General features: G+C 39.5%; 27 protein-coding genes and 1 pseudogene. 24 read left to right on the top strand and 4 right to left on the bottom strand.

The window, feature by feature from the left end; all coding sequences use genetic code 11:
• The first annotated feature begins 77 nt into the window (after positions 1-77).
• From G622_RS0115020 to G622_RS0115035, 4 genes are all read left to right on the top strand, one after another.
• Positions 78-1,109, top strand: a complete 1,032-nt coding sequence (locus G622_RS0115020; RefSeq protein WP_026511388.1) for a hypothetical protein — start codon at positions 78-80, stop codon at positions 1,107-1,109.
• Positions 1,110-1,333: 224 nt separating this feature from the next.
• The gene (locus tag G622_RS0115025; RefSeq protein ID WP_155831518.1) at positions 1,334-1,498 is read left to right on the top strand and encodes a hypothetical protein; all 165 of its coding nucleotides are present in this window, start codon (positions 1,334-1,336) and stop codon (positions 1,496-1,498) included.
• A 147-nt stretch (positions 1,499-1,645) separates the two neighbouring features.
• The gene (locus G622_RS0115030; protein WP_026511390.1) at positions 1,646-2,071 is read left to right on the top strand and encodes a hypothetical protein; all 426 of its coding nucleotides are present in this window, start codon (positions 1,646-1,648) and stop codon (positions 2,069-2,071) included.
• A 112-nt stretch (positions 2,072-2,183) separates the two neighbouring features.
• A complete protein-coding gene (locus G622_RS0115035; RefSeq protein WP_026511391.1) occupies positions 2,184-2,924 on the top strand; it encodes a hypothetical protein in 741 nt (246 codons plus the stop codon).
• A gap of 339 nt (positions 2,925-3,263) precedes the next feature.
• Here the strand turns inward: G622_RS0115035 and G622_RS0115040 are convergent, their stop codons facing one another.
• Entirely contained in the window at positions 3,264-3,449 is a 186-nt protein-coding gene (locus G622_RS0115040; protein WP_026511392.1) for a hypothetical protein, read from the bottom strand.
• Between the two features lie 215 nt (positions 3,450-3,664).
• Here G622_RS0115040 and G622_RS0115045 point away from each other — a divergent pair, with 215 nt between their 5' ends.
• From G622_RS0115045 to G622_RS0115085, 8 genes are all read left to right on the top strand, one after another.
• Positions 3,665-4,051 (top strand): hypothetical protein, encoded by a 387-nt coding sequence (locus tag G622_RS0115045; protein WP_026511393.1) that lies wholly within the window; start codon positions 3,665-3,667, stop codon positions 4,049-4,051.
• On the top strand, positions 4,048-4,275 hold the full coding sequence (locus G622_RS0115050) for a hypothetical protein (RefSeq protein WP_026511394.1): 228 nt from the start codon (positions 4,048-4,050) through the stop codon (positions 4,273-4,275). The genes G622_RS0115045 and G622_RS0115050 overlap by 4 nt, the downstream gene beginning before the upstream one ends.
• Positions 4,276-4,305: 30 nt before the next feature.
• On the top strand, positions 4,306-4,869 hold the full coding sequence (locus G622_RS0115055) for a histidine phosphatase family protein (protein ID WP_026511395.1): 564 nt from the start codon (positions 4,306-4,308) through the stop codon (positions 4,867-4,869).
• A gap of 116 nt (positions 4,870-4,985) precedes the next feature.
• Positions 4,986-5,423, top strand: coding sequence for a GNAT family N-acetyltransferase (locus G622_RS24780; RefSeq protein ID WP_049945892.1), 438 nt, complete (start codon positions 4,986-4,988; stop codon positions 5,421-5,423).
• 245 nt (positions 5,424-5,668) lie between these two features.
• Complete coding sequence (locus G622_RS0115070) at positions 5,669-6,049, top strand: GNAT family N-acetyltransferase (RefSeq protein ID WP_026511397.1); 381 nt, start codon at positions 5,669-5,671, stop codon at positions 6,047-6,049.
• A gap of 81 nt (positions 6,050-6,130) precedes the next feature.
• Positions 6,131-6,568: a hypothetical protein gene (locus G622_RS0115075; protein WP_026511398.1), complete on the top strand. Its 438-nt coding sequence runs from the start codon at positions 6,131-6,133 to the stop codon at positions 6,566-6,568.
• A 55-nt stretch (positions 6,569-6,623) separates the two neighbouring features.
• Positions 6,624-7,664: a phosphotransferase enzyme family protein gene (locus tag G622_RS0115080; RefSeq protein WP_026511399.1), complete on the top strand. Its 1,041-nt coding sequence runs from the start codon at positions 6,624-6,626 to the stop codon at positions 7,662-7,664.
• A gap of 34 nt (positions 7,665-7,698) precedes the next feature.
• Positions 7,699-8,430 carry a class I SAM-dependent methyltransferase gene (locus G622_RS0115085; RefSeq protein WP_026511400.1) on the top strand — a complete coding sequence of 244 codons (732 nt, stop codon included), beginning with the start codon at positions 7,699-7,701 and terminating at the stop codon, positions 8,428-8,430.
• A gap of 134 nt (positions 8,431-8,564) precedes the next feature.
• Here G622_RS0115085 and G622_RS24785 read toward each other — a convergent pair whose 3' ends face one another.
• Positions 8,565-9,014: a hypothetical protein gene (locus G622_RS24785; RefSeq protein WP_049945893.1), complete on the bottom strand. Its 450-nt coding sequence runs from the start codon at positions 9,012-9,014 to the stop codon at positions 8,565-8,567.
• A gap of 294 nt (positions 9,015-9,308) precedes the next feature.
• On the opposite strand from G622_RS24785, the gene G622_RS23135 reads away from it, so the two are divergent.
• The 12 genes from G622_RS23135 to G622_RS23155 all read left to right on the top strand — a co-directional run bounded on the left by G622_RS23135 (position 9,309) and on the right by G622_RS23155 (position 18,320).
• Positions 9,309-9,785, top strand: coding sequence for a methyltransferase domain-containing protein (locus G622_RS23135; RefSeq protein ID WP_081675351.1), 477 nt, complete (start codon positions 9,309-9,311; stop codon positions 9,783-9,785).
• A gap of 18 nt (positions 9,786-9,803) precedes the next feature.
• Entirely contained in the window at positions 9,804-10,448 is a 645-nt protein-coding gene (locus G622_RS0115100; RefSeq protein WP_242833010.1) for an L-2-amino-thiazoline-4-carboxylic acid hydrolase, read from the top strand.
• Between the two features lie 123 nt (positions 10,449-10,571).
• Positions 10,572-10,853, top strand: coding sequence for a hypothetical protein (locus G622_RS23140; protein WP_044957832.1), 282 nt, complete (start codon positions 10,572-10,574; stop codon positions 10,851-10,853).
• 126 nt (positions 10,854-10,979) lie between these two features.
• A complete protein-coding gene (locus tag G622_RS0115115) occupies positions 10,980-11,762 on the top strand; it encodes an alpha/beta fold hydrolase (protein WP_330363623.1) in 783 nt (260 codons plus the stop codon).
• A complete protein-coding gene (locus tag G622_RS26600; RefSeq protein ID WP_242833011.1) occupies positions 11,759-11,992 on the top strand; it encodes a hypothetical protein in 234 nt (77 codons plus the stop codon). Before G622_RS0115115 ends, G622_RS26600 begins: the two co-directional genes overlap by 4 nt.
• A gap of 296 nt (positions 11,993-12,288) precedes the next feature.
• Positions 12,289-13,227, top strand: a complete 939-nt coding sequence (locus tag G622_RS23150) for an alpha/beta hydrolase (RefSeq protein WP_044957834.1) — start codon at positions 12,289-12,291, stop codon at positions 13,225-13,227.
• The gene (locus tag G622_RS0115130) at positions 13,217-13,441 is read left to right on the top strand and encodes an alpha/beta fold hydrolase (protein WP_026511403.1); all 225 of its coding nucleotides are present in this window, start codon (positions 13,217-13,219) and stop codon (positions 13,439-13,441) included. The genes G622_RS23150 and G622_RS0115130 overlap by 11 nt, the downstream gene beginning before the upstream one ends.
• Before the next feature lie 55 nt (positions 13,442-13,496).
• Positions 13,497-13,979: a hypothetical protein gene (locus G622_RS0115135; RefSeq protein ID WP_049945895.1), complete on the top strand. Its 483-nt coding sequence runs from the start codon at positions 13,497-13,499 to the stop codon at positions 13,977-13,979.
• 155 nt (positions 13,980-14,134) lie between these two features.
• Positions 14,135-14,821 (top strand): DUF6796 family protein, encoded by a 687-nt coding sequence (locus tag G622_RS0115140; protein WP_026511405.1) that lies wholly within the window; start codon positions 14,135-14,137, stop codon positions 14,819-14,821.
• 105 nt (positions 14,822-14,926) lie between these two features.
• Entirely contained in the window at positions 14,927-15,706 is a 780-nt protein-coding gene (locus G622_RS0115145) for a class I SAM-dependent methyltransferase (protein WP_026511406.1), read from the top strand.
• A 19-nt stretch (positions 15,707-15,725) separates the two neighbouring features.
• Entirely contained in the window at positions 15,726-16,445 is a 720-nt protein-coding gene (locus G622_RS0115150; protein ID WP_044957819.1) for a DUF6796 family protein, read from the top strand.
• A 471-nt stretch (positions 16,446-16,916) separates the two neighbouring features.
• Positions 16,917-18,320, top strand: a complete 1,404-nt coding sequence (locus G622_RS23155) for an MATE family efflux transporter (protein WP_044957822.1) — start codon at positions 16,917-16,919, stop codon at positions 18,318-18,320.
• 244 nt (positions 18,321-18,564) lie between these two features.
• On the opposite strand, the gene mgrA is transcribed toward G622_RS23155, so the two are convergent.
• Together mgrA and G622_RS26330 are read right to left on the bottom strand one after the other, a co-directional pair.
• Positions 18,565-19,554, bottom strand: coding sequence for an L-glyceraldehyde 3-phosphate reductase (gene mgrA / locus G622_RS0115165; protein WP_026511408.1), 990 nt, complete (start codon positions 19,552-19,554; stop codon positions 18,565-18,567).
• A 216-nt stretch (positions 19,555-19,770) separates the two neighbouring features.
• Positions 19,771-20,004: pseudogene (locus G622_RS26330) on the bottom strand (IS110 family transposase); the annotation flags it as partial.

Raw genomic sequence — 20,004 nt, forward strand, 5'->3', positions numbered from 1 at the left:
TTAATGTGTAATAATTTTATTTGATAAGTGCTCTGAAAGGAGCATGTGATATAAACATAATTTATGTGGGGGTATATATGAAAAACAGGACATTTATTCTGAAACTAGCGGCTGTGCCGTTATTGATGCTTTCTTTAAGCGGGTGTGGCATAGGAAGCAGCGTGGAAGGTTCCGAGGCATCCACAGAATCCAGCGAAACAACGGACACTGTTAATGATACTTCAGAAGAAGCAACTACAGCGGAAACTGAAGAATCTATAGTGGAAAATGAAGAACCTACAGAAGAGGATTCTGTCGCTCTTGAAGAAAGTAATGAAAGCATGTCTGATGTCACTACTGAAGAGGAGACGGTTGAGTCAGAAATGGAAGATCCTTATAAGGAGGATGAAAATAAACCAGCCATAATAGGAACATATAAACCCAGCGAGGTTTATGACTTTTGCAAGGATCAAAGCATAACAGAGGCTCTGTTTAACTGTACTGTAAATCAAAATGAAGAATATGCGCACAATGGTGGAGTGAATCTTGGAGAAGCTTTTCCTGAAAAATACAAGGATATTGACCTGGATGGAGATGGATTGACAGATCATATTTCCAGGGTTATAGGCCATACCGGGGATGGATGCATATATAGTTTTTCTTTTGGTAATGGAATCAGCTTTGTTTCTGCTCCATATACAATGTATCCAAACACTGGGGAACTGATCTCATTTAGGGATTTTGATAAAGATAACGTTGACGAGATACTGATAGTACACATCACTGATTCGACCGGAGGCCCAATAGCATCGAATTGTGAACTTTATACCTGGTCTGGAAGCGGATGGGAGCAGCAATGGGCTGTAGATGAGGATGGTGCCGCTGGTTTAGCAGGAGTCGATGAGTTACTGTCTGGTGAAGTAGACTATTACATGGTAAGGGATGTTGAATTAAGGGAAGATGGCATATTTTATTTGATAGATTATGGTCAGAAGGACGGGGCGAACATGACGCTTGATCTTGAAGCGATACAAATAGGCTTTTTCGGACATGATATGTATATGGAAGAACGATCAGATAAAGAAAACAGACAGACTCTGGCAGATAAAATCTGGCCATATGGGATATAAAAAGTAAAATGAGAGAATGCTGACAACTGATGAGAGTTGCAAGCATTCTCTTTTATGGAAGAAGGATTTCAAAATAACTCTGTTACTTAGGAAATGTCCTTGTTAATAGGGTACTATCCTTTTCAGATTTTCAGGCTCAGGTAAAGATATCCCAATATGAAAAGATGCGAGACAGTATTGCCTGCTCTCAGATAATAGAGCTCATGATGCTGCAAAAGGTCGAATTGAAGAAAGATAGTAGCAAAAAGGAACGAGAGAATACAAATATTGGCACAAATAAGACAGTGAACTCAGAATCAGAAAATAAATCAGAAGAAGTCCCTCGCCCTCTCAGAGAAAAGCTTCCGGAAAAGATGCTAAGGGCAGGGAATCTGGTATCAGTAAACTAAGGGAATATCAGACCTATGTAGAGAAGAAAATCAAAAGCCCCAAAAAGTAAACCAAATCCGGATATTGTGTTTCCATAAAAGAACATGAGTGCTATAATGTAAATGTAACTACGGTATTTCATCAACAACAGGTAAGGCGGTATTATTATGAATGAAATTTGTGTTGAACTTGGCGGATTAGTTGCAAACGGTCTTATTATTTATTTCTTTTTCAAAATTGTGTGGCCTATCATCTGCAGATATGTATCGGTGATAGATAGTGCGCTGATAATGCTACTGCTTGGATTCCTGATCAAGGATAAGGTATTTAAGGGAAATCTTCATCCGGTATTCATTATCCTGATATTTGGTGGAATATTCTTCGGATGCATGTTCCTGATGCATACAAAAGTAGGATTCATATTATCAGCACTGTTCATGAGCTATATCTGGACAGATCTTATAGTAGGAGAGATAAGCAGGCACTGGAAATCCTATGATCTGATATGGGGAATATTCCTTGGAATCACCACATTTGCAATAAGTATGTATTTCCATTGGAGAGATTATGACGCAGCAACGGCTGCAGCATAAAAGAGCTACAAAATAATATGATTTTTACGAAAGGCAGATTATTTTGATCTGTTTTTTTGTCGAAAGGTGTATCTTTAAGAGATGATGTTTTGATATTCAAGGAGCAATTAGTATGATGAAGGAAAAAATTAGAACAATGTATAATCATTTAAGCAAGTGGTCAAATAATAAAATTGTACAAAATGTAATAAATAGTTTGTTGGTAATAGCAGCTAATGTATGGGTTGCCATATTTTCTCTTCTTAATCCAAGCGAGGATGTTTCAGTGGCGCCGATGCCACTGGCGATATTATTCGGATTTATACTGATAATTATAATAAGTATATTGAGTGATGGTTTTTCATCCGACTCATATCTAGAAAGAACTATTAATAATGGCATAAGTGAACTAATAAAACAGGGCTTTAAAAGTCAGGGAGATTTATATTTTTGTCTCTTAGCGAGTTTCTTTTTCTTTGTTTTATTATTTTTGCCCGTACTTTTAGGACAACGCTCTGTATTGCCCTGCTATTTGAGTGCTATTCTTTTATTGAATGTAGCGTGCCTGAAATATAATAATCCATTTTTTATATCAATACTTAAGGCCTTATGGACTAATTATGTATGCCCCATCGCAGCATTTGCTATATGTGTAAAGTTTGTACTGAAATATCCACAAATTATTAATAAATATGTTACAGAAGATGCGTTCAAGGGATTTATGGTTTCCCTTTGCAATTTGTTAATTAATACGATATATGTTGCTACTTTTACACTTTTTTTGCCGGTATTAGTAGTGACAATAATTCATGGATTAGAATTCATAATTAGCTTTATTAATATAAGAAAACAGAAAAAAAAGAATGTAGCTTGAAATTTTAATAATTTCTAGGTCTTAATTGGGCTACATGGATTGGAATAGTCATAATAATAGACAGTATTCTTCATGGTAGGCAGGTACAAACGTATCTGCCTGTTTATGTTTATTTTATTTTTTTGAATATGAATATGCTGTACCATAACAGTAGTAGGGATTTCTTGATAAAATATCTTTATTGAGTGAATTGTGAAGAGGGGGCGGCATGAAAAAATAGATATGCCATATCCATTTCCATTGTGATGATTAAATCGTAGCAAATCTTTCATATGAAAAAAAGGTAGATGGTGTTTCTACCTTATATAAAACCATGTCTGCTGCGCACATCTGTCTTCCTCAGCCTCGTTCACGATCAATGACTATTCTAAGATCATTTACGTATTCGAGAGAAACTGAAATATTCACTGGATCTCGATCATCGGGATTTGTAACATAGGTGTATATATCTGTTCCATCCGCAAAAATATGTACACCGGTATCACAATCCATGTTTTTGTAATCATTATCGATAATCTTATTCATAATAAACCAAAAATCATTTAATCGAATATATGTTCTATTAGATAATGCAACTACTTCAGAGTTTTTTCAACCCGGTGAGATTCACGATTTTTCTGATATAATGGTCTGTATACGCGAATATTGTTACCCAAGATAAGACAGAGGAGAACAGATATCCCTGATTATGGGCTTTATCGAAGAGAGCATGCAGCGTTAAAGGAATACAAGGAGCAAATATGAACCAATCTGAACTGATCAAGAAGGTCGGCTCTTCTATGTACCAACAAGTTAATAATATAGGCTACGCAACTGCGGTTCAGACACTGATGGATATGCAGATTCTTTCTAAAGAGGATTATGAAAGATGGTGTAATGGACAGGTTCCTTATTTGGAAAAAGTTTGTCATATCAACCTTAAGAAGCTGGCATCAGTTCTTCAAGAGATGAATCATTACGCTGCAAAGAACAATCTTAAACCAAGCTATACCTTTTATAAGCAGTGGGGACGAAAGAATAAATCTACAATACAGCTACGGTTCAGTAAGACCGGTAATGAATACATGGAAAAGCTTTATGCGACTCATTATATAAAGAATAAGGCACATGTGGAGAATAGAATATGAAAAAAGTAGTAGTTACCGCTTTAGTTATGGCTCTTGCTTTAGGAGCATCAGGATTCGGAGAAAAGAAAGATGAAAACGTTACGATAATAGGTGGCGCAGACGGGCCGACTTCAATTTATCTTGCACCATCTTCCGATAAGGAAGAGTTAAGATACGCTGATCCGGTTGAGGGAGAGTTCTCTAATGCCTATAGATGCGGTTCATCGCTGACCAGATGTAACTAAACTTCCAGCATAAATTACTAAGGGGATAAAATGACAAAAGTATTTTTTGTAAGGCATGCAGAGCCAAATTATGAAAATCATGATGACAGAATTCGCGAGTTGAGTCCTCGTGGAATGGAAGATAGGAAAAAAGTTACAGCGTTTTTAGCTGATAAAAATATAGATATAGTTATTTCAAGCCCATTTAAGAGAGCTGTTGATACAGTTAAGGATTTTGCAGATAAAAATGGACTGCCTGTTGAGATAGTTGAGGACTTTAGAGAAAGAAAGGTCGATAGTGGTTGGATAGAAGATTTTACTTCTTTTTCCAAAAAGCAATGGAGCGATTTTTCTTTCAAGTTATCAGATGGAGAGTGTCTTAAAGAAGTTCAGGAAAGAAATATATCTGCGCTTAATAATGTTCTGGAACAGTATTCAGGGAAAAATATAGTAGTTGGAAGTCATGGTACAGCCTTAAGCACCATCATAAATTTTTATGATAAATCTTTTGGCTATGATGATTTTGAAAATATAAGATTTCTGATGCCCTGGATTGTGGAATTTAGTTTTGATGAGTTAGGAAATTGTACAGGTATCAAACGTCATTCTGTTTGATTGAAATAAGTGTACTAAGGATGTGGAATATTTTATATATATAATTTAAAAAAGGATATGGCGAGTAGAACATATTAACTTTCAGTATAAACTTACTATCAGAGGAGGAGCGCGGTATGTTTGAAATAAAGGATTGTGGGGATTACGAAGAAGCGAAGAAGCTTATAAGGGAATACTCTGAGATAAAAGGCGCTGAGAGCTGCTTTGTATCATTGGATAAAGAATTAGCTGATCTTGATACATATTATAAAGATGGCGCATTGTTGATCGGATTTGAAAATGAGAATCCTATAGCTACTATAGCAATTAAGCGTATTGATAAAGACACATGTGAGGCAAAAAGACTGTATATTAAGCCAGATTTTCGCGGCAAAGGTTATGCAAGAGTTCTTATGAATGAGATGCTGGATAGAAGCAGAAAATTAGGCTTTAAAGAGGTCACATTTACTACCAAACCAGAAGTGATGAGTGTTGGATATGGATTATACAAGCGCATGGGATTTGAAGAAGTAAATTGTACTGATGGCGTGGCTTCTATGAGAATGAATTTATAAGTTATATGTTCCAGTTTTACGATTGATGGAGATTGTTATGAAAAACGTGACTATAAAGAAATTGTCCTTAGAATTAAAAGACGATTACCTTGATTTTTTTGATAATCGAGCATTTTCTGATAATAATCCCAATGGACCTTGTTATTGTACTTCGCCGAATCAAGATGAAAAAGCTATAAAGCAAATGGTTAGTGAGTTCCAAGCGAATGGTGTAAAAAGAAACCATTAGAAAATATGCAGTAGAGATGCTTGATAAAGGTAATATAAGAGGATATCTGGCGTTTGATGGTGATATATCAATAGGCTGGTGTAATGCAGCCGATATTGATAGTTACAAAGGATTTGTGCCGGATTTTGCCAGAGATAATATGTGCGGAAAAACAATCTCGATTGTGTGTTTTGAAATAGCTCCTGAATATAGGGGCCAATGTATAGCTTCAGCATTTATTGAACAAGTATGTGTAGATGCAAAGGCAAAGGGATATGTTGCTGTAGAAGGTTATGCCAAAGTTATTGAACATCGTGATGAGTATGATTTTACGGGACCTATCCATCTTTACGAAAAGGCTGGATTTTCCCAAATCATAGAGCAAAATGGTGTAGCTGTTATGAGGAAGTTGTTATAGACAATAGTGTGTAAATCTTAAGTCTAAAATAACTTTCAGTTTTAATGAACGAAGAATTAAAGCAAAGTGTGGAGGTTGTCTATGAAGGAGAAACCGAAGGTGGTATACCACGGCAGCCAGTATTTATTTGACATCCTGATGCCGCGACAGGCGAACGGACAATGTGAGGTTGAAGCCCAAATGGGGATTTACGCGGCAGCAACGATGGAGGAAGTAATTCCTTTTGCACTGCCGTTTCGCTTCTACCCGGACTGTCCTGAGGGAAAATTATCATTTGATTCTGACGGGATCAAAAGCTACCTGCGCTACGGGGCCATTAATCCAAACGGAAAAGGCTATGTATATGTTCTGCCGTCGGATTCCTTTGAACTTGTCGATGAATGGGAATGGCTTTCCAGAACACCGGTAAAGCCAATTAAAGTGATTGAGATTGCTGTCAAGGATTATTGGCATACGATTTCATTTTCCGAGGAGGCAGCAAAAATTCAGCGGGAGTTGTACGGCGATATCTCCGGATAAAAACCTTTGAATTCCTGGATAATCGACCAAGAAGAAAAGGATAAAAAATAATCATATGATGAAAAAAGATTTTTTAGTCAAAGCGGCGCAGCTTTACGGATTCGATACTGCCTCTGCCAAGGAAGTCCCCGGGCATGAAGGCGGAAGGAATCTGGTATTTATGATTGGGACTGATTCGGTACTCAGAGTGTCTTCTCTTTCAGATAGAAGCATTAAAGATTATGAGGCGGAAATCGAGTATGTACATTATCTTTCTGCAGGCGGAGCCAGTGTGGCAGATTCCATTCCCTCAGTGAAAGGTAATCGTATTGAAATTATCGATGAGAAGGCAGTTACCATGTTCGAGACTGCAAAAGGTGATCAGATAGCCGATCATGGTTACCGGTATATTGAAGAAGTTTCGATAGACGAGTACTTCTTTCTTACTGGCAAGGTTTTAGGGAAAATACATGCACTTTCAAAGAACTACAGACCGATTCATAAGCGTTTTGATTTCTTCGAGAAGTACAATGAAGACTATTTCGAGAGCCTTATTCCGGATGATTTCTTTTGTTTACATATGAAGATGGGGCGTCGGGTTAAAGACAGACTGCATGAAATTCTGGAGGAACTGCGCAAACTTCCGCAGAACTCCGAAAACTACGGAATGGTTCACTTTGACTATAGCGATGGAAACTATAACATTGAGTATGATACAGGGAAAATCAATGTATTTGATTTTGATAATTGTCGTACTTGCTGGTATTTATATGATATTGCCAATTTATGGTCCCATGGTCTTGGGTGGATTGCCTGGAATGAAGACGCAGATGAAAGACGGGCATATATGGAAAAATATATGCAGATGGTCATTAATGGATACCGGACTGAGTGTACCATAACCGATGAAGAACTTGAGCATCTGGAAATGATGGTCAATGCAGTATTGATGGAAAATATCATTGATGTCTTTGAGGTAAAGAAGGCTTCCGGTGAAGAATTAGTTTTCGATGAGGAAGAAAGCTACAATGTGGAGTGCCTTGTGGAGGGGCTTAGTTGGTTTGGCTTCTACAGTGATATTTTTGACAACGAATCACCTTTTGAGGTAGAGATATAAAATTACTGTAAAACATGCTAAGGAAGTAGGAAAAATGGGAACAATTAGGGACTATAGAAACATGGTGGAACAACCCTGGGGAAAGATGTTCTACGAATTGATTTATGAACAACTGAATATTTCAGAAGAAAAAAGAGTAAGAATCCTGGATTTTGGAGCAGGATTTTGTATAACAGCAAATTATTATGCAAAGAATCACGAAGTTGTTGCTGTTGAGCCGAATGAGGAAATGTACAATCTGCGAGCGGAAGATAATGAGTATACTCTGATTACTCAAGGGGTGGATTATCTTAAGGCCGTTCCTGATAATTATTTCGATGTTGTTCTTTGTCATAATGTTTTGGAATACGTAGAAAACAGCGAAGCAGTTTTAGATCAATTGGTGAGAGTAGTAAAGCCGGAAGGAATTCTTTCTATAGTCAAACATAATCTTCTTGGTAGAGTTATGGGAAGTGCTGTGCTTGCTGATGATCCCAACGTAGCATTGGAACTGCTGAACAATATTTCCGAGGATAGCATGTTTGGAAATAGAAGTGTTTATAGTAACGAGCTACTTATTGAAACATTGTCTCATGATATGAAACTTTCCGATAGCTATGGAATAAGGACATTCTTCGGACTGTCTTCGAATAATGAGATCAAGCATACAAATGAATGGTATCAATCAATGCTTGCATTGGAAATCAAAACAAGTACTATGGAAGAATTTAAAAAGATTGCTTTTTTTAATCATTTGATATTTAAGAAGGAAACGAATAAACAATAACTCGGAATATATTCCAGAATAATTTACTTATAGATTTTTAACAATCTGTATATTTCATGCATTATGATGCATAACGTGAATAGAAACAGAAAGGCATTGGCGTTTGTACCAATGCCTTTTATAGGGGCAAAGATTTACGCCTGTGCGAGCTGTCTTCCAAGATCCTCACATTGTGAAACGGCATCATCATCCGGAGCATTGTTCGCAATTACGCCTTCACCACCAATGATGGATGCGCCTGCAGCAACCAGCCTGTCCTGCCAGTCTCTCATCCATTGGCCATCTCCCGAGCCGTAGGAAGCAGTTTTTTCATTTACCCCGAGATTGATGAAAAGACGAGTGAGGACAGTATGTCTTTCGTAAATCCGAGACGCAATTTTCTGCCCTGCTTTTGTGAGTTTGACAAAGCCGGTGTCATCTATTGTAATAAAGCCCTCAGCTTTGAGGATGTGCATGGCGCGGCTTACGGATGGTCTTGAATATCCGAGTTCTTCGCCTATATCTACTGCGCGTACATTTGCTGACTTCTTGGAAAGCACATGGATTGTCTCCAGATACATTTCTCCGGATTCCTGTAAAGACATCGAGATCCCCCTTCCTATGAGTAAAAGCATGGGATTGACAGGACAGCTTTAAGCTAATATTGAAGTTCCTTGATGAGTGGGGCAATAGATCTTGCTGAATAAGGATAGGAGATGAGACAGAAAAATACTGCAGTACTATTGAAAATGGAGTTAGTGAATGCTAACATTTAAGATAACTGATAATGATTTTCATGATATTAAATATCTATTAAAAACACCCGGTTAGTGCGGGCTTTTCTTTTGAGAATGGGTTAGTTGAAGCTAACGAAATAATGTTTGGCTGGAAGTGATGGCATGATGAATAATGAGCAGATTGTTGAGGCTTTAAAAGAGAGCGGTATGAGAATAACCAGACAGAGAATGATAGTTGCAGATGTCATTGCGGATAATGACGGAGCCTGCTGCAAGGATATCTGCTGTATTGTACGAGGCAAGGGACGCTGCAAGGTTCAGCAGGGCGACGTTTCTAATCTGAACATGAATGAGCAGTATGATCTTGCAACAGCTTTTGAGACCATATATTTCTGGCCGGGACTTGAGAAATGCTTTTCAGAGGTAAACAAGGCACTTAAGCCTGGTGGAATCTTCATGATTGTAAATGAGTCTGATGGAACTGATAAGGCGAGTCTACAGTTTGAGAGCATCATTGATGGCATGAAGTGTCATACAGTAGAAGAAATCGAAGGGGCTCTGAAAGAAGCGGGTTTTTCAAAGGTTAAGTCAGATCATCATGAGAGTAAACCGTGGATTACAGTCATTGCAAAGAAATAAGGAGTAGATGGCGCGGTTATGATGAAGTATAAAGGAACTTATCTGAAGCTCTTTTCGATAATGCTTAAGAAGTACCTGAAGGAACAATATGGATCTGAAGTAACAAAGAAAGCTCTTAAGGAATCAAAGACAATATATAAAGAAATGCTTGAAAAGGTGGATGATATTGGGGCAGATAATCCCATGGCGAGTAATATCTATTCCTGCTTTGTGTTTCTGGCCATATGGAAAGCTGCTGAGGGAGCAATCGATGTCGAAAGCTTCAGGACTGTGATAAAGAGATTCATAAAGAGCCCGATGGTCAGTAAAATCATGGGCAGAGCAGACTTAAACAGACCGGAAGATCTTAAGAAAGCAAAAGATAAATTTCATGCCATGCAGGACTGGGCTGATGCACATCCGCAGTATAAGGATAAGACCTGGGATTTTAACTTTGATGATACTAAGCATAAAGATGGCAGTTATTATCATTTCACCCGGTGTCCTTTAGAGAAATTTGCCAGGGAAAATGGATATCTGGAAGTACTGCCAATGTGCTGTGATATAGATTATCTTTCTGTAGAAGCTTCTCACGGGGTGCTGCATAGAGATTATACTTTGGCCACCGGAGGCCATATCTGTGATTACTGGATCGTACCTGATAAGATAGCGAATCCTCAGTAAAGTTGGAGGATAAGGGATGGACAGAAAGATAAAAGCCTATTCGGGACTTACACGGCATGTAGAGTTTATCAGACATTCGGATTTATCAGATGGGCCTGCATGTCATGATGAGGTGATCAGAAAATGTTAAAGAACTACATGAAGGAAGGGCAGAAACTCCCTCTCTTTGGAGTCGGGCCATATATTGTTTATGGAATTGCTATGGTCAATGTAATAGGAATTATCTTGTTTGGCTATGTGCTTAAGATAGGAATTCTGTATGATTCATGGATACTTATTTTCCGAGTGGTTGGTACATTACTCATAATAATGGGAATCGGTGTATGGTATATAGGAGCTGTCCGGTCAGATATGGATGATTCTATAACAGAGAACAGGCTTCAGACCAATGGCATTTATTCATAGGTACGGAACCCGATGTACAGCGGCTTGTGGTTTGCGCTATCTGGGATTATCCCTATGGATGCTGACAGGAGCAGTATTATGTGCTCTGTTTGCAGGGCTCATCTTTGTGACCTTTAAAAGAGAGGAATGATAGGAAAAATGACGATACATGAATTTGGAAAAGATAATGATAAGGTCATAGTGTTGCTACATCCGTCCGTGGTTATGTGGGATTACTTCGAGTATGTGATTCCGCTTTTGGAAAAGAAATACCATCTGATAATTCCTGCACTTCCGGGGTATGACCCTGACAACAAGAGCGATTTCACAAGTGTTGAAGAGATCTCAGCAGAACTGGAAAAATGGCTGAACCTGAACGGACTGAGCAATGTGACGTGTCTTTACGGCTGCTCCATGGGTGGAAGCATTGTAGTCAGGATGCTTGCAGGCAACAAAGTGACAATACAGAGTGCAGTAATCGATGGTGGTATTACTCCATATCAGCTTCCTTGGATCGTTACAAGATTGATAGCAATAAAGGATTTTTTGTTGATATACACAGGAAAACTTGGTGGAACAGAGCTGTTGGAAAAAGCTTTTTCTACTGATGAACTGTCAGAGGAAGATGTGCAGTACGCAGCAAAGGTCCTTAAGATGATTAGCGCTAAAACAATCTGGAGGACATTTGAATCCTGCAACAATTATTCCATGCCGAAGTATATCCATACTGACTGTAAATACATAGAATATTGGGTTGCAGAAAAAGAGGTAAAAGATAGAAAGTGGGATGTGGAATATATAAAAAAGATCTTTCCACATACAATATTTAGAAAGATCAAGGACACAGGCCACGGAGGGCTGGCTCCATTTAAGCCGGAAAAGTTTGTGAGGGGGATTGAGAAGGTCATAAGGCAGGGGGATAAGAGATGATTCTAACTATATTTCTGACAATAATATTTTGCGTGGCTATAACACTGATGATGTTTTCTGCCGTAGCATTTATTCAGGATAAGAAGTTCTTTTCTTCAGCACCGAAAGAGGCGCAGGAGGCTATTTTGCCAAGGGAAAAAGAATTATTCTACGGCGCCAGGACAATCGGATGGACTTTAATGATATTTAGTTTTCTGATGATACTGGGGGTAGGCTTTATCTCAATCTGAGACGGTTTCAGGAGTGGTTACACGTTTGGACAGTTCTTTTTCAGATTCGTCTTTATATTCGCTGCCTACAAAATCTACGACATGGTCTTTTTTGATTACTTCCTGCTTATGAAGTTCCATTTTTTCCAGTATTACTATCCTGAGGTGGAAAGTGTGTATGCGAATAGAAAGTATGGCTATAACATCAAGAGTCAGTTATTAAAGCTGTTGATCATATTCCCGGCAGCATCAGCACTTGCAGCCTGGATATGTACATTGTTTTGAAAAATAAGATTTTTTATGTGGGGAACGAAGTAATGAGCGTTAAATACGAAATTCTTAAACGGGTAGTAAAAACTGCAGGACTCAAAAAGATGTGGGAGGGAAAATCTGCCGCAGAAATTGTTGCTGAGAAGAAAAAAACAAATGCCAAAAACTATATTCCTGAACTGAAAGATTCTGATTTTGATATAGATAAGATCCAAGTAATGGGTTTCACAGTGATCAGAATGAAGCACAAAGCTAAGGCAGTTCATGCAAATCTTTTTATCATTGGCGGTGGAATGGTAATGGCGCCAAGACCTGACGCTGTCAAGAAAGCACTGCGCTTTGCCAGGGAAACAGGCGTAGATGTGTATGTGCCATATTATCCACTTTGTACCGATTATCCTCTGACAAAAGCATACGCCATGATCCATGAGACATATAAAGAGATGCTAAGGGATTATGATGCTGAGAACATCTCAGTTTTAGGCACATCATCAGGCGGGAATCTTGCGCTTGGAATAGTCCCATACATCAATGATGGACATGATGACACCCCAATGCCGGGATATATCCTCGCAATTTCGCCCGGAACCTGTGTTGAAACGGACGAAGAGTGGCAGAGAATGCTTGAACTTGATAAAAAAGATGTGGCAATTCCGGCAAGCTATATGAGAACCGCTGTGGATATCATGAGACATGGCGATTTGTCAGTTCCTGAATACATGATATGGCTTCAAAAGGCCGATTTTACCAATTGTCCGCAAGTGACTTTTGTTTATGGCTCCGAAGAAACGTTGTATGCCTGCGCTCCATCTTTCGAAAAAGTCATGCAAAAATATGGAGTGGATTATGAGATGATCGTAGGCGAAGGCATGTTCCACTGCTATCCGGCATTCCCAATAGTGAAAGAGGCCAAGGAAGGCTGGGATAAGATGGTGGATTTAATCAGAAATACTACAAAACAGGGGAGTATGAAAAATGCAATTTGAAGAAATTGGGAATATGTCAGGAAAGACGCTTATGCTGCTTCCCGGGACATGCTGTGACTGGCAGACAAACTTTGGAACAGTAATCGATAGGTTATCAGAGAAATATCATCTTATATGCGTGAACTATGATGGGTTTGATGGAAGTGATTGTATCTTTCCTGATATGATTACGGTAACAGAGAAAATCGAGAAATATATGCGGAGCTGGTACTGAGCGCTATAGATGAATTTATGGAAATGGCAGTTTGAGGGTAATACGGGGGGTGACTATGGTTCTAATATTAGAGTGCATTGTGGTTTGCTTTATACTATTTCTTCCCTGCGTTGTTGTTATAGCAAATGGAACAGAACAGGGAGCCTTTTTGTATGAAAAAGATGTGCAGGATCGCGTCGTAGAGATGGGACTTATCTCAAAGGCACAGATTGAAAAGAACGGTAAGTTATTCAAGTTATGCACGCTTACAGTAATGATTGCTTTTGTGCTCTGGTCAGTTTATGGCATCAATGGAGCCAGAGGTTTTATAGTGCCATTTCTTCAAATTTATGCGATGACAATGGCAGAAGGGCTGTTCGACAGATTCTTCATTGATTGGTATTGGGTGGAACATACAAAAGCCTGGACGATTCCGGGAACCGAAGATCTAAGGCCTTACATCCCCAAAAAGACGAAGACTGTGAAATGGCTGATTTCAATTGTAGGCAGTCCTATTATCGCAGCTGTATTGGCAGGGATTATGATGATCGTATTATGAGGGAGGGAAGCAGGTAACATGGTTTGGTATGTATTGGTAATTGAAGCGATACATGAACGGCTTCAGGGGAGTTGATTATAAACGGACTAAATCAGTGGCTGAAGGTGATGACTGTTGTGACTACAGGCTCACAAAGTCGTTGTAAGGGGGAGAAAATGAAGAATCTTACATCAAGACGGAAGATCATGTTCGGGGTATATTCGATGATATTAGCGATTATAGGAGATTATCTCCTTGGCTACGGTACATTTAGCACGTCCAGTTCTCCGAATGCATATATGGGAGTTGAGTGGAGCGTTGCTTCCGATTGGAGATATGCAGTATCGTCCATTCTAGGGTTTGCGTGTGCTGCGCTGTTTGCTGTGGCGGCTGTTGAGCTTCTTAGGGTTATGGAAAAGAAATATCACCTTAATGATTCTAAGCTGTTTGGCCTTTTCAAGATTGCAAACTGGAGCGGAATACTTTATTTTGCTTTCATCCACATAGGTATATGCATGCTCCCTGTTGTGTTTAATGCAGGAATGGCTGCTACAGGCGATGTGAAAACTTCTGCTGATATGGTGTTCAGAGTATTGAAAAGTATTGCAGTTCCCATGGGCATCGGATTTGTAGTATGCGATGTTTTCGTTACAATTGCCTGGATCGGAATGGTGTTTAAGAAAATGATTCCTGTGAAAAAGGCTGCATTTATTTGTTGCCCGGTGATTACCTCAATATTAGGGCAGCTCATGAATTACATTTCTGAAGGTCTAGATTCCGGTTTCGAGTCTTTTGGATGGCTGCTCATGTATCTGGTCTGTGCGTTAAGCCTGGTAGACAAGGATGAGAGGGAATGGATATAAGAAGTAACGGCAGAAACTAAAGGACATGCCCTATAGACAGAAGGGAAAGAGAATATTATAATTTTAAGTTAGCATAGGCTAACATATATAAAGGAGGAGTGGACAATGGAACTTACTTTTGGTGATGTACAGGAAACAGCGCTTATCCCGCTTGCAATAAAGGCAAGTGAGACAGCAAGGTCTAATGCCAGGATTATCGACCTTAAGGCAAAAGAGATAATTGATGCTCTTGGAGTTGATGTTAGTAAATACGATCCCTTTTTATCACATGAGGGAGTTGTAGCCAGAACAATACTGTATAGGAATGAGTTAAAACGACTTATCAGCAAGTACCCTGATGCTCTCTGCATTAATCTTGGATGTGGTTTTGATGATAAGTTCTCTCAGGTAGACAATGGCAAGATCACGTGGTTTGATGTGGATCTTCCGGATCAGATAGAGAAGAGACGTAAAGTGTACTCTGACAGGGACAGATGCACAATGCTCGATGGGAGTGCGCTTGACGGAGAATGGACCGGGCAGCTTCCTAAGCGGGACATGACAATCGTTGTAATGGAGGGAGTCCTTGAGTATTTTTCCAAAGACCAGGTGAAGACATGCATTAATATGCTCTGTGATAGTTTCGAACATGGATATCTTCTTGCAGAACTTCATTCACCGTTCCTTGAAAAGAATGGCAGCCATCATGATGCCGTGAAGCATACCAATGCCACTTTCGGATGGGGAACAAAGTCAGGCCGTGAATATCTGGATCTTGAACCAAGGATGAGCCTTGTGTCTGAGACGAATTATAACGAAGAAATGAAGAAGTACTCAATACGCGGAAAACTCTTTGCCATTGTGGGTAAGAATATCAATAACAGGCTTGCAGTATTTAAGTGGTAAGGCATGATGGGTGGAATGTATGGATAAGTTTAATGACATCGGAATTGATGACAAGTTAGACTGGAGCAGGATAGAGAAGTTTATGCGGATAGGCATATTTGCCGCATGCATGGTGCTTGTGGGAGATGTGCTTATAGGTTATGGGATGCATGATTCCTCTAAAACAGGTATGGAATGGTTCTTGTCAGCATATTTGCAATTATCGGATACCAGAATGTTTTGGTCAGCATTTCTGGGATTCATAGGTATTCCGCTTGAGGCACTTTGCTATTTTGGAGTGTACAGGCTGATTGTTCCTAAATCACAGAAATATGCTCATCTTTATAGAACAGGAATACTTGGGGTATTGGCTTTCGCGGGATGTGGAGTGCATGTCCCGTGTTTGTCCACATGCTTCTTTTACAAGTATATGAACGATGCTGCCCCGGAGATTGCAGTAGATGCAGCAGTGAAATTTGGTAAATACTTTCTTTTGCCGGGAATGATAGTGTTCTTTCTATTCTGGATCATCCAACATGTGGCACATATTGCAGCATTCACAAAAGGGCTGACTCCATATCCTAAATGGTGCTGGATATTCTGTCCTGCGGTAGGAATGGCTGCAGTCATGCTGTTTAAGTTCCTTCCTGAATCAGAAGTTCGCAATGCTATTACTGCTGCTTGGATCAGTATAGGGAATTTGTGGATGTTCGTTGGACTTTTGGTTATGGCGAAGAAAGTTAAGGTTGGTGACAGATGATTATTCTGATACAGATGGTTTTATTCTGCCTGGAGTAGAAGACATAAGAGCTTTATATATAGAAGCTATAAGTTTCCATGATAAAGTGGTTGAAGAACAATGATTCTTGAAAATGTCATCCGATTATAAGCATGATATTATTATAATGCGCATGGATTTTGAAAATCTTCAGGATTATTTGTGATTGTTGCCTATTACTTCAAATCTGAAAATGAGTAAAATAAAAAACTGAGCTAAAGAAAATAGAATATTGGTTGTCGGTGGTGCTCCGGCAATCAGGTTGTAACTGGACGCGTGTGAAGTGAAGACCTTTGCATGCGTTCTTTTTATATCATAGGAAATTGCTTCCTATGATATAAAAAGACACTCCGTGGGATGCGCAGCTCGCGGAGATGAAAGTTAATTGCTGCGCAATACCGCTCGCGCGCGGATTTCGCAAGCGAAATCCTATTTGATTATGGAGGTAAAACAATGCATCAGAACACAAACAGATATCTTGCAGAAGAGAAGATAGGAAAACTTCTGCTTAAATTTTCAATCCCGTGTATCATGTCGCTTCTCGTATCTGCACTCTACAACATAGTGGATCAGATATTTATCGGAAGAGGTGTGGGTTATCTTGGTAATGGCGCTACAAATGTCGTGTTCCCGATAACAGTCATTTCACTTGCTATCGCACTTATGATAGGTGATGGATGTGCAGCTTACCTTAGCCTCTGCCAGGGCAAAAAAGATATTGAGAGTTCAAATAAAAGTGTTGGCAATGCTGTGACTTTGCTTGTACTTACTGGTATAGTGATGACAGCTGTCTTTGCAGTGTTTAAGAATCAGATTCTAACAGCATTTGGTGCAACAGAAAACAATTTTGCTCTTGCCGACGAGTATTTTAATTTCATAATAATAGGAATTCCTTTCTTTGTAGTTGGAAATGGTATTAATTCGATCATCAGGGCGGACGGCAGTCCTAAGTTCGCAATGATAACAACGCTGATCGGATGTCTTCTTAATGTAATCCTAGATCCGATTGCCATATTTGTTCTTGGCTGGGGGATGATGGGAGCTGCCCTTGCAACGATAACCGGACAGATAGTGACGGCAGTCTGCGGCCTTGTATATCTTACGAGAGCAAAGTCTGTGAAGCTTGATAAAAGGAGCTTTATCCCCGACAGAAATATTATTTCAAAGTTTATGCCTCTTGGAATCAGCAGTTTTCTTACACAGATTTCGATTGTGGTTATCATGGGAGTAATGAACAATGTTCTCGTCACCTATGGTGCAAGAAGCAAATATGGTGCAGATATTCCTCTCACAGTTGTGGGAATAGTCATGAAGGTATTCCAGATAGTGATCTCTGTATGCATCGGAATAGCAGCAGGATCTCAGCCTGTCATAGGATATAACTATGGAGCAGGAGAGTATAAGAGGGTAAAAGAGCTGTTTACCACAATAGTAAAAGCAGAGGCAATAGTAGGAGCGGTCGCACTTGTCCTCTTTGAGGCATTTCCTCTTCAGATAACCGCGATATTCGGAAGCGAAGACGGACTATACAACGAGTTTGCTGTAAAGGCATTTAGGATATTCTTGTCAATGATAATCTTCACATGCATCCAGAAGTCGGTAAGCGTTTTCCTGCAAGCACTTGGCAAACCTTCTATGGCAATGGGGCTCTCACTCCTTAGAGAATTTATCCTTAGTGTTCCTCTTGCAATAGTCCTGCCCATGTTCTTCGGTGTAGAAGGAGCATTATATTCTGCACCTATTGCAGATGTTGGAACACTTATCGCTGTAGTGATCATGTCCGCTATAACATTGAAGGAACTTAATAAAAAAATATCTGAGGAACCTGTAGCTGAGCCAATCACTGATGCGGCTTAAAGGTTCCGGGAAATAGCAAGGGTCATGTTTCGGTTGATATAAACTGATACGACTATGAACCAGGAACTCGTTCTACAGCCATCTTGATACCGCTTTTGAATTACACTAAATGACCATGCAGTTCAAATCGGAATGCTCGTGCAGTTCAACCGGAATTTTAATATATATGGCTGCCGGTGGCTTTTTCAAAAAATGAGCTTCAGCCCGATCAGGACTGAGGCTCATAATTTTATTAGTTATTGGTTTATAAAGCAATCTTATCTATACGGCGGAGTTCTTCGTCAGTGAAGCTTATATTCTTGAGTGCGGCAATATTGTCAAGGATCTGTGAAGGTTTAGAAGCACCGACAAGTACACTTGTTACGATTCCGTCGTGAAGTAACCATGAAACTGACATCTCTGCGAGAGTCTGACCTCTGCTTTCTGCAATTTCGTTCAGAGCCTTGATACGGCGGAGCTTATCTTCGGAAACGTGTTCAGCCTTAAGGAAGCGTCCGTCTGTCATTACACGGCTGTCTGCCGGAATACCATTCAGATAGCGGTTAGTCAGAAGTCCCTGAGCAAGCGGTGAAAAACAGATGATACCTTTGCCCAAACGGTGAGCAGTTTCTTTAAGACCGTTTCTTTCAACCGTACGGTCAAAAATATTGTAGCAATTCTGATTGATGATGAAAGGGACCTTCATTTCGGTAAGAAGGGCTGTGGCTTTTTCGAGTGTAGGGCCATTGTAATTGGATATTCCGACATAGAGAGCCTTGCCGCTATCAACAGCTGATTTAAGGGCTCCCATCGTTTCCTCGAGTGGAGTATTCGGATCCATTCTGTGATGGTAGAAGATGTCAACATAGTCCACGCTCATACGCTTGAGAGACTGGTCGAGACTGGCTAAAAGATATTTTCGGCTTCCGAAGTCACCATAAGGACCCGGCCACATAGCATATCCGGCTTTGGTAGAAATAACAAGTTCGTCTCTGTAAGGCTTAAGATCTTCTTTAAGGATCTTACCGAAATTACTTTCTGCACTTCCCGGCTCCGGACCGTAATTGTTGGCAAGATCAAAATGTGTAATACCGTTATCAAAGGCTGTGAAGCACATTTCTCTCATGTTGGAAAACTGAGATGTGCTTCCGAAATTGTGCCATAGACCAAGGGATACTGCCGGCAGTTTCAAGCCGCTTAAGCCGCAGCGATTGTAGATCATATGGTCGTATCTTGATTCTTTTGCTATATACATAAAGCAACCTCCCTATTTTTTTCTTCTTTTCAAATCATACAAGTTAAAGCATACTTTAAGTCAATAGGTATTTTAAAATTTTTAGGGAGGTGACAAACTATTAGTAGTCAATAGGTTTTAGAGAATATTTTATAATTATTGATTTGAGGGTAACTTTAATAAACCATCTGAATACATCGTATTTCAGATGGTGGACGGCTTTCCTGTCTTTTGACGTTAGCGAAGTTTCTTAGAATTGAAGTCTATGTTTTGCTTTTCTAAAGCAAAGATAACTCGTATAAGTTTCTTTGCAACATGGGTTATAGCTACCCGATGAGGTTTTCCTTCATGACGCTTTTTGGCATAGTAAGTTGCAAAAGTCATATCGAAGCGAATTAAAGGAAGACAGCAGTTTAGCAAGACATATCGCAATGGAGATGATCCGTGCCTTACCATCTTTCCACCATGAGA

The organism is Butyrivibrio sp. LC3010, assembly GCF_000424385.1.
Lineage (GTDB): Bacteria > Bacillota > Clostridia > Lachnospirales > Lachnospiraceae > Butyrivibrio.

Bases quoted from the DNA above. Each gene is read 5' to 3' on its own strand.
- G622_RS0115020 (WP_026511388.1), top strand. From the start codon at position 78: ATGAAAAACAGGACATTTATTCTGAAACTAGCGGCTGTGCCGTTATTG.
- G622_RS0115030 (WP_026511390.1), top strand. From the start codon at position 1,646: ATGAATGAAATTTGTGTTGAACTTGGCGGATTAGTTGCAAACGGTCTT.
- G622_RS0115035 (WP_026511391.1), top strand. From the start codon at position 2,184: ATGATGAAGGAAAAAATTAGAACAATGTATAATCATTTAAGCAAGTGG.
- G622_RS0115040 (WP_026511392.1), bottom strand. From the start codon at position 3,449: ATGAATAAGATTATCGATAATGATTACAAAAACATGGATTGTGATACC.
- G622_RS0115045 (WP_026511393.1), top strand. From the start codon at position 3,665: ATGAACCAATCTGAACTGATCAAGAAGGTCGGCTCTTCTATGTACCAA.
- G622_RS0115050 (WP_026511394.1), top strand. From the start codon at position 4,048: ATGAAAAAAGTAGTAGTTACCGCTTTAGTTATGGCTCTTGCTTTAGGA.
- G622_RS0115055 (WP_026511395.1), top strand. From the start codon at position 4,306: ATGACAAAAGTATTTTTTGTAAGGCATGCAGAGCCAAATTATGAAAAT.
- G622_RS24780 (WP_049945892.1), top strand. From the start codon at position 4,986: ATGTTTGAAATAAAGGATTGTGGGGATTACGAAGAAGCGAAGAAGCTT.
- G622_RS0115070 (WP_026511397.1), top strand. From the start codon at position 5,669: ATGCTTGATAAAGGTAATATAAGAGGATATCTGGCGTTTGATGGTGAT.
- G622_RS0115075 (WP_026511398.1), top strand. From the start codon at position 6,131: ATGAAGGAGAAACCGAAGGTGGTATACCACGGCAGCCAGTATTTATTT.
- G622_RS0115080 (WP_026511399.1), top strand. From the start codon at position 6,624: ATGATGAAAAAAGATTTTTTAGTCAAAGCGGCGCAGCTTTACGGATTC.
- G622_RS0115085 (WP_026511400.1), top strand. From the start codon at position 7,699: ATGGGAACAATTAGGGACTATAGAAACATGGTGGAACAACCCTGGGGA.
- G622_RS24785 (WP_049945893.1), bottom strand. From the start codon at position 9,014: ATGTCTTTACAGGAATCCGGAGAAATGTATCTGGAGACAATCCATGTG.
- G622_RS23135 (WP_081675351.1), top strand. From the start codon at position 9,309: ATGATGAATAATGAGCAGATTGTTGAGGCTTTAAAAGAGAGCGGTATG.
- G622_RS0115100 (WP_242833010.1), top strand. From the start codon at position 9,804: ATGATGAAGTATAAAGGAACTTATCTGAAGCTCTTTTCGATAATGCTT.
- G622_RS23140 (WP_044957832.1), top strand. From the start codon at position 10,572: ATGTTAAAGAACTACATGAAGGAAGGGCAGAAACTCCCTCTCTTTGGA.
- G622_RS0115115 (WP_330363623.1), top strand. From the start codon at position 10,980: ATGATAGGAAAAATGACGATACATGAATTTGGAAAAGATAATGATAAG.
- G622_RS26600 (WP_242833011.1), top strand. From the start codon at position 11,759: ATGATTCTAACTATATTTCTGACAATAATATTTTGCGTGGCTATAACA.
- G622_RS23150 (WP_044957834.1), top strand. From the start codon at position 12,289: ATGAGCGTTAAATACGAAATTCTTAAACGGGTAGTAAAAACTGCAGGA.
- G622_RS0115130 (WP_026511403.1), top strand. From the start codon at position 13,217: ATGCAATTTGAAGAAATTGGGAATATGTCAGGAAAGACGCTTATGCTG.
- G622_RS0115135 (WP_049945895.1), top strand. From the start codon at position 13,497: ATGGTTCTAATATTAGAGTGCATTGTGGTTTGCTTTATACTATTTCTT.
- G622_RS0115140 (WP_026511405.1), top strand. From the start codon at position 14,135: ATGAAGAATCTTACATCAAGACGGAAGATCATGTTCGGGGTATATTCG.
- G622_RS0115145 (WP_026511406.1), top strand. From the start codon at position 14,927: ATGGAACTTACTTTTGGTGATGTACAGGAAACAGCGCTTATCCCGCTT.
- G622_RS0115150 (WP_044957819.1), top strand. From the start codon at position 15,726: ATGGATAAGTTTAATGACATCGGAATTGATGACAAGTTAGACTGGAGC.
- G622_RS23155 (WP_044957822.1), top strand. From the start codon at position 16,917: ATGCATCAGAACACAAACAGATATCTTGCAGAAGAGAAGATAGGAAAA.
- mgrA (WP_026511408.1), bottom strand. From the start codon at position 19,554: ATGTATATAGCAAAAGAATCAAGATACGACCATATGATCTACAATCGC.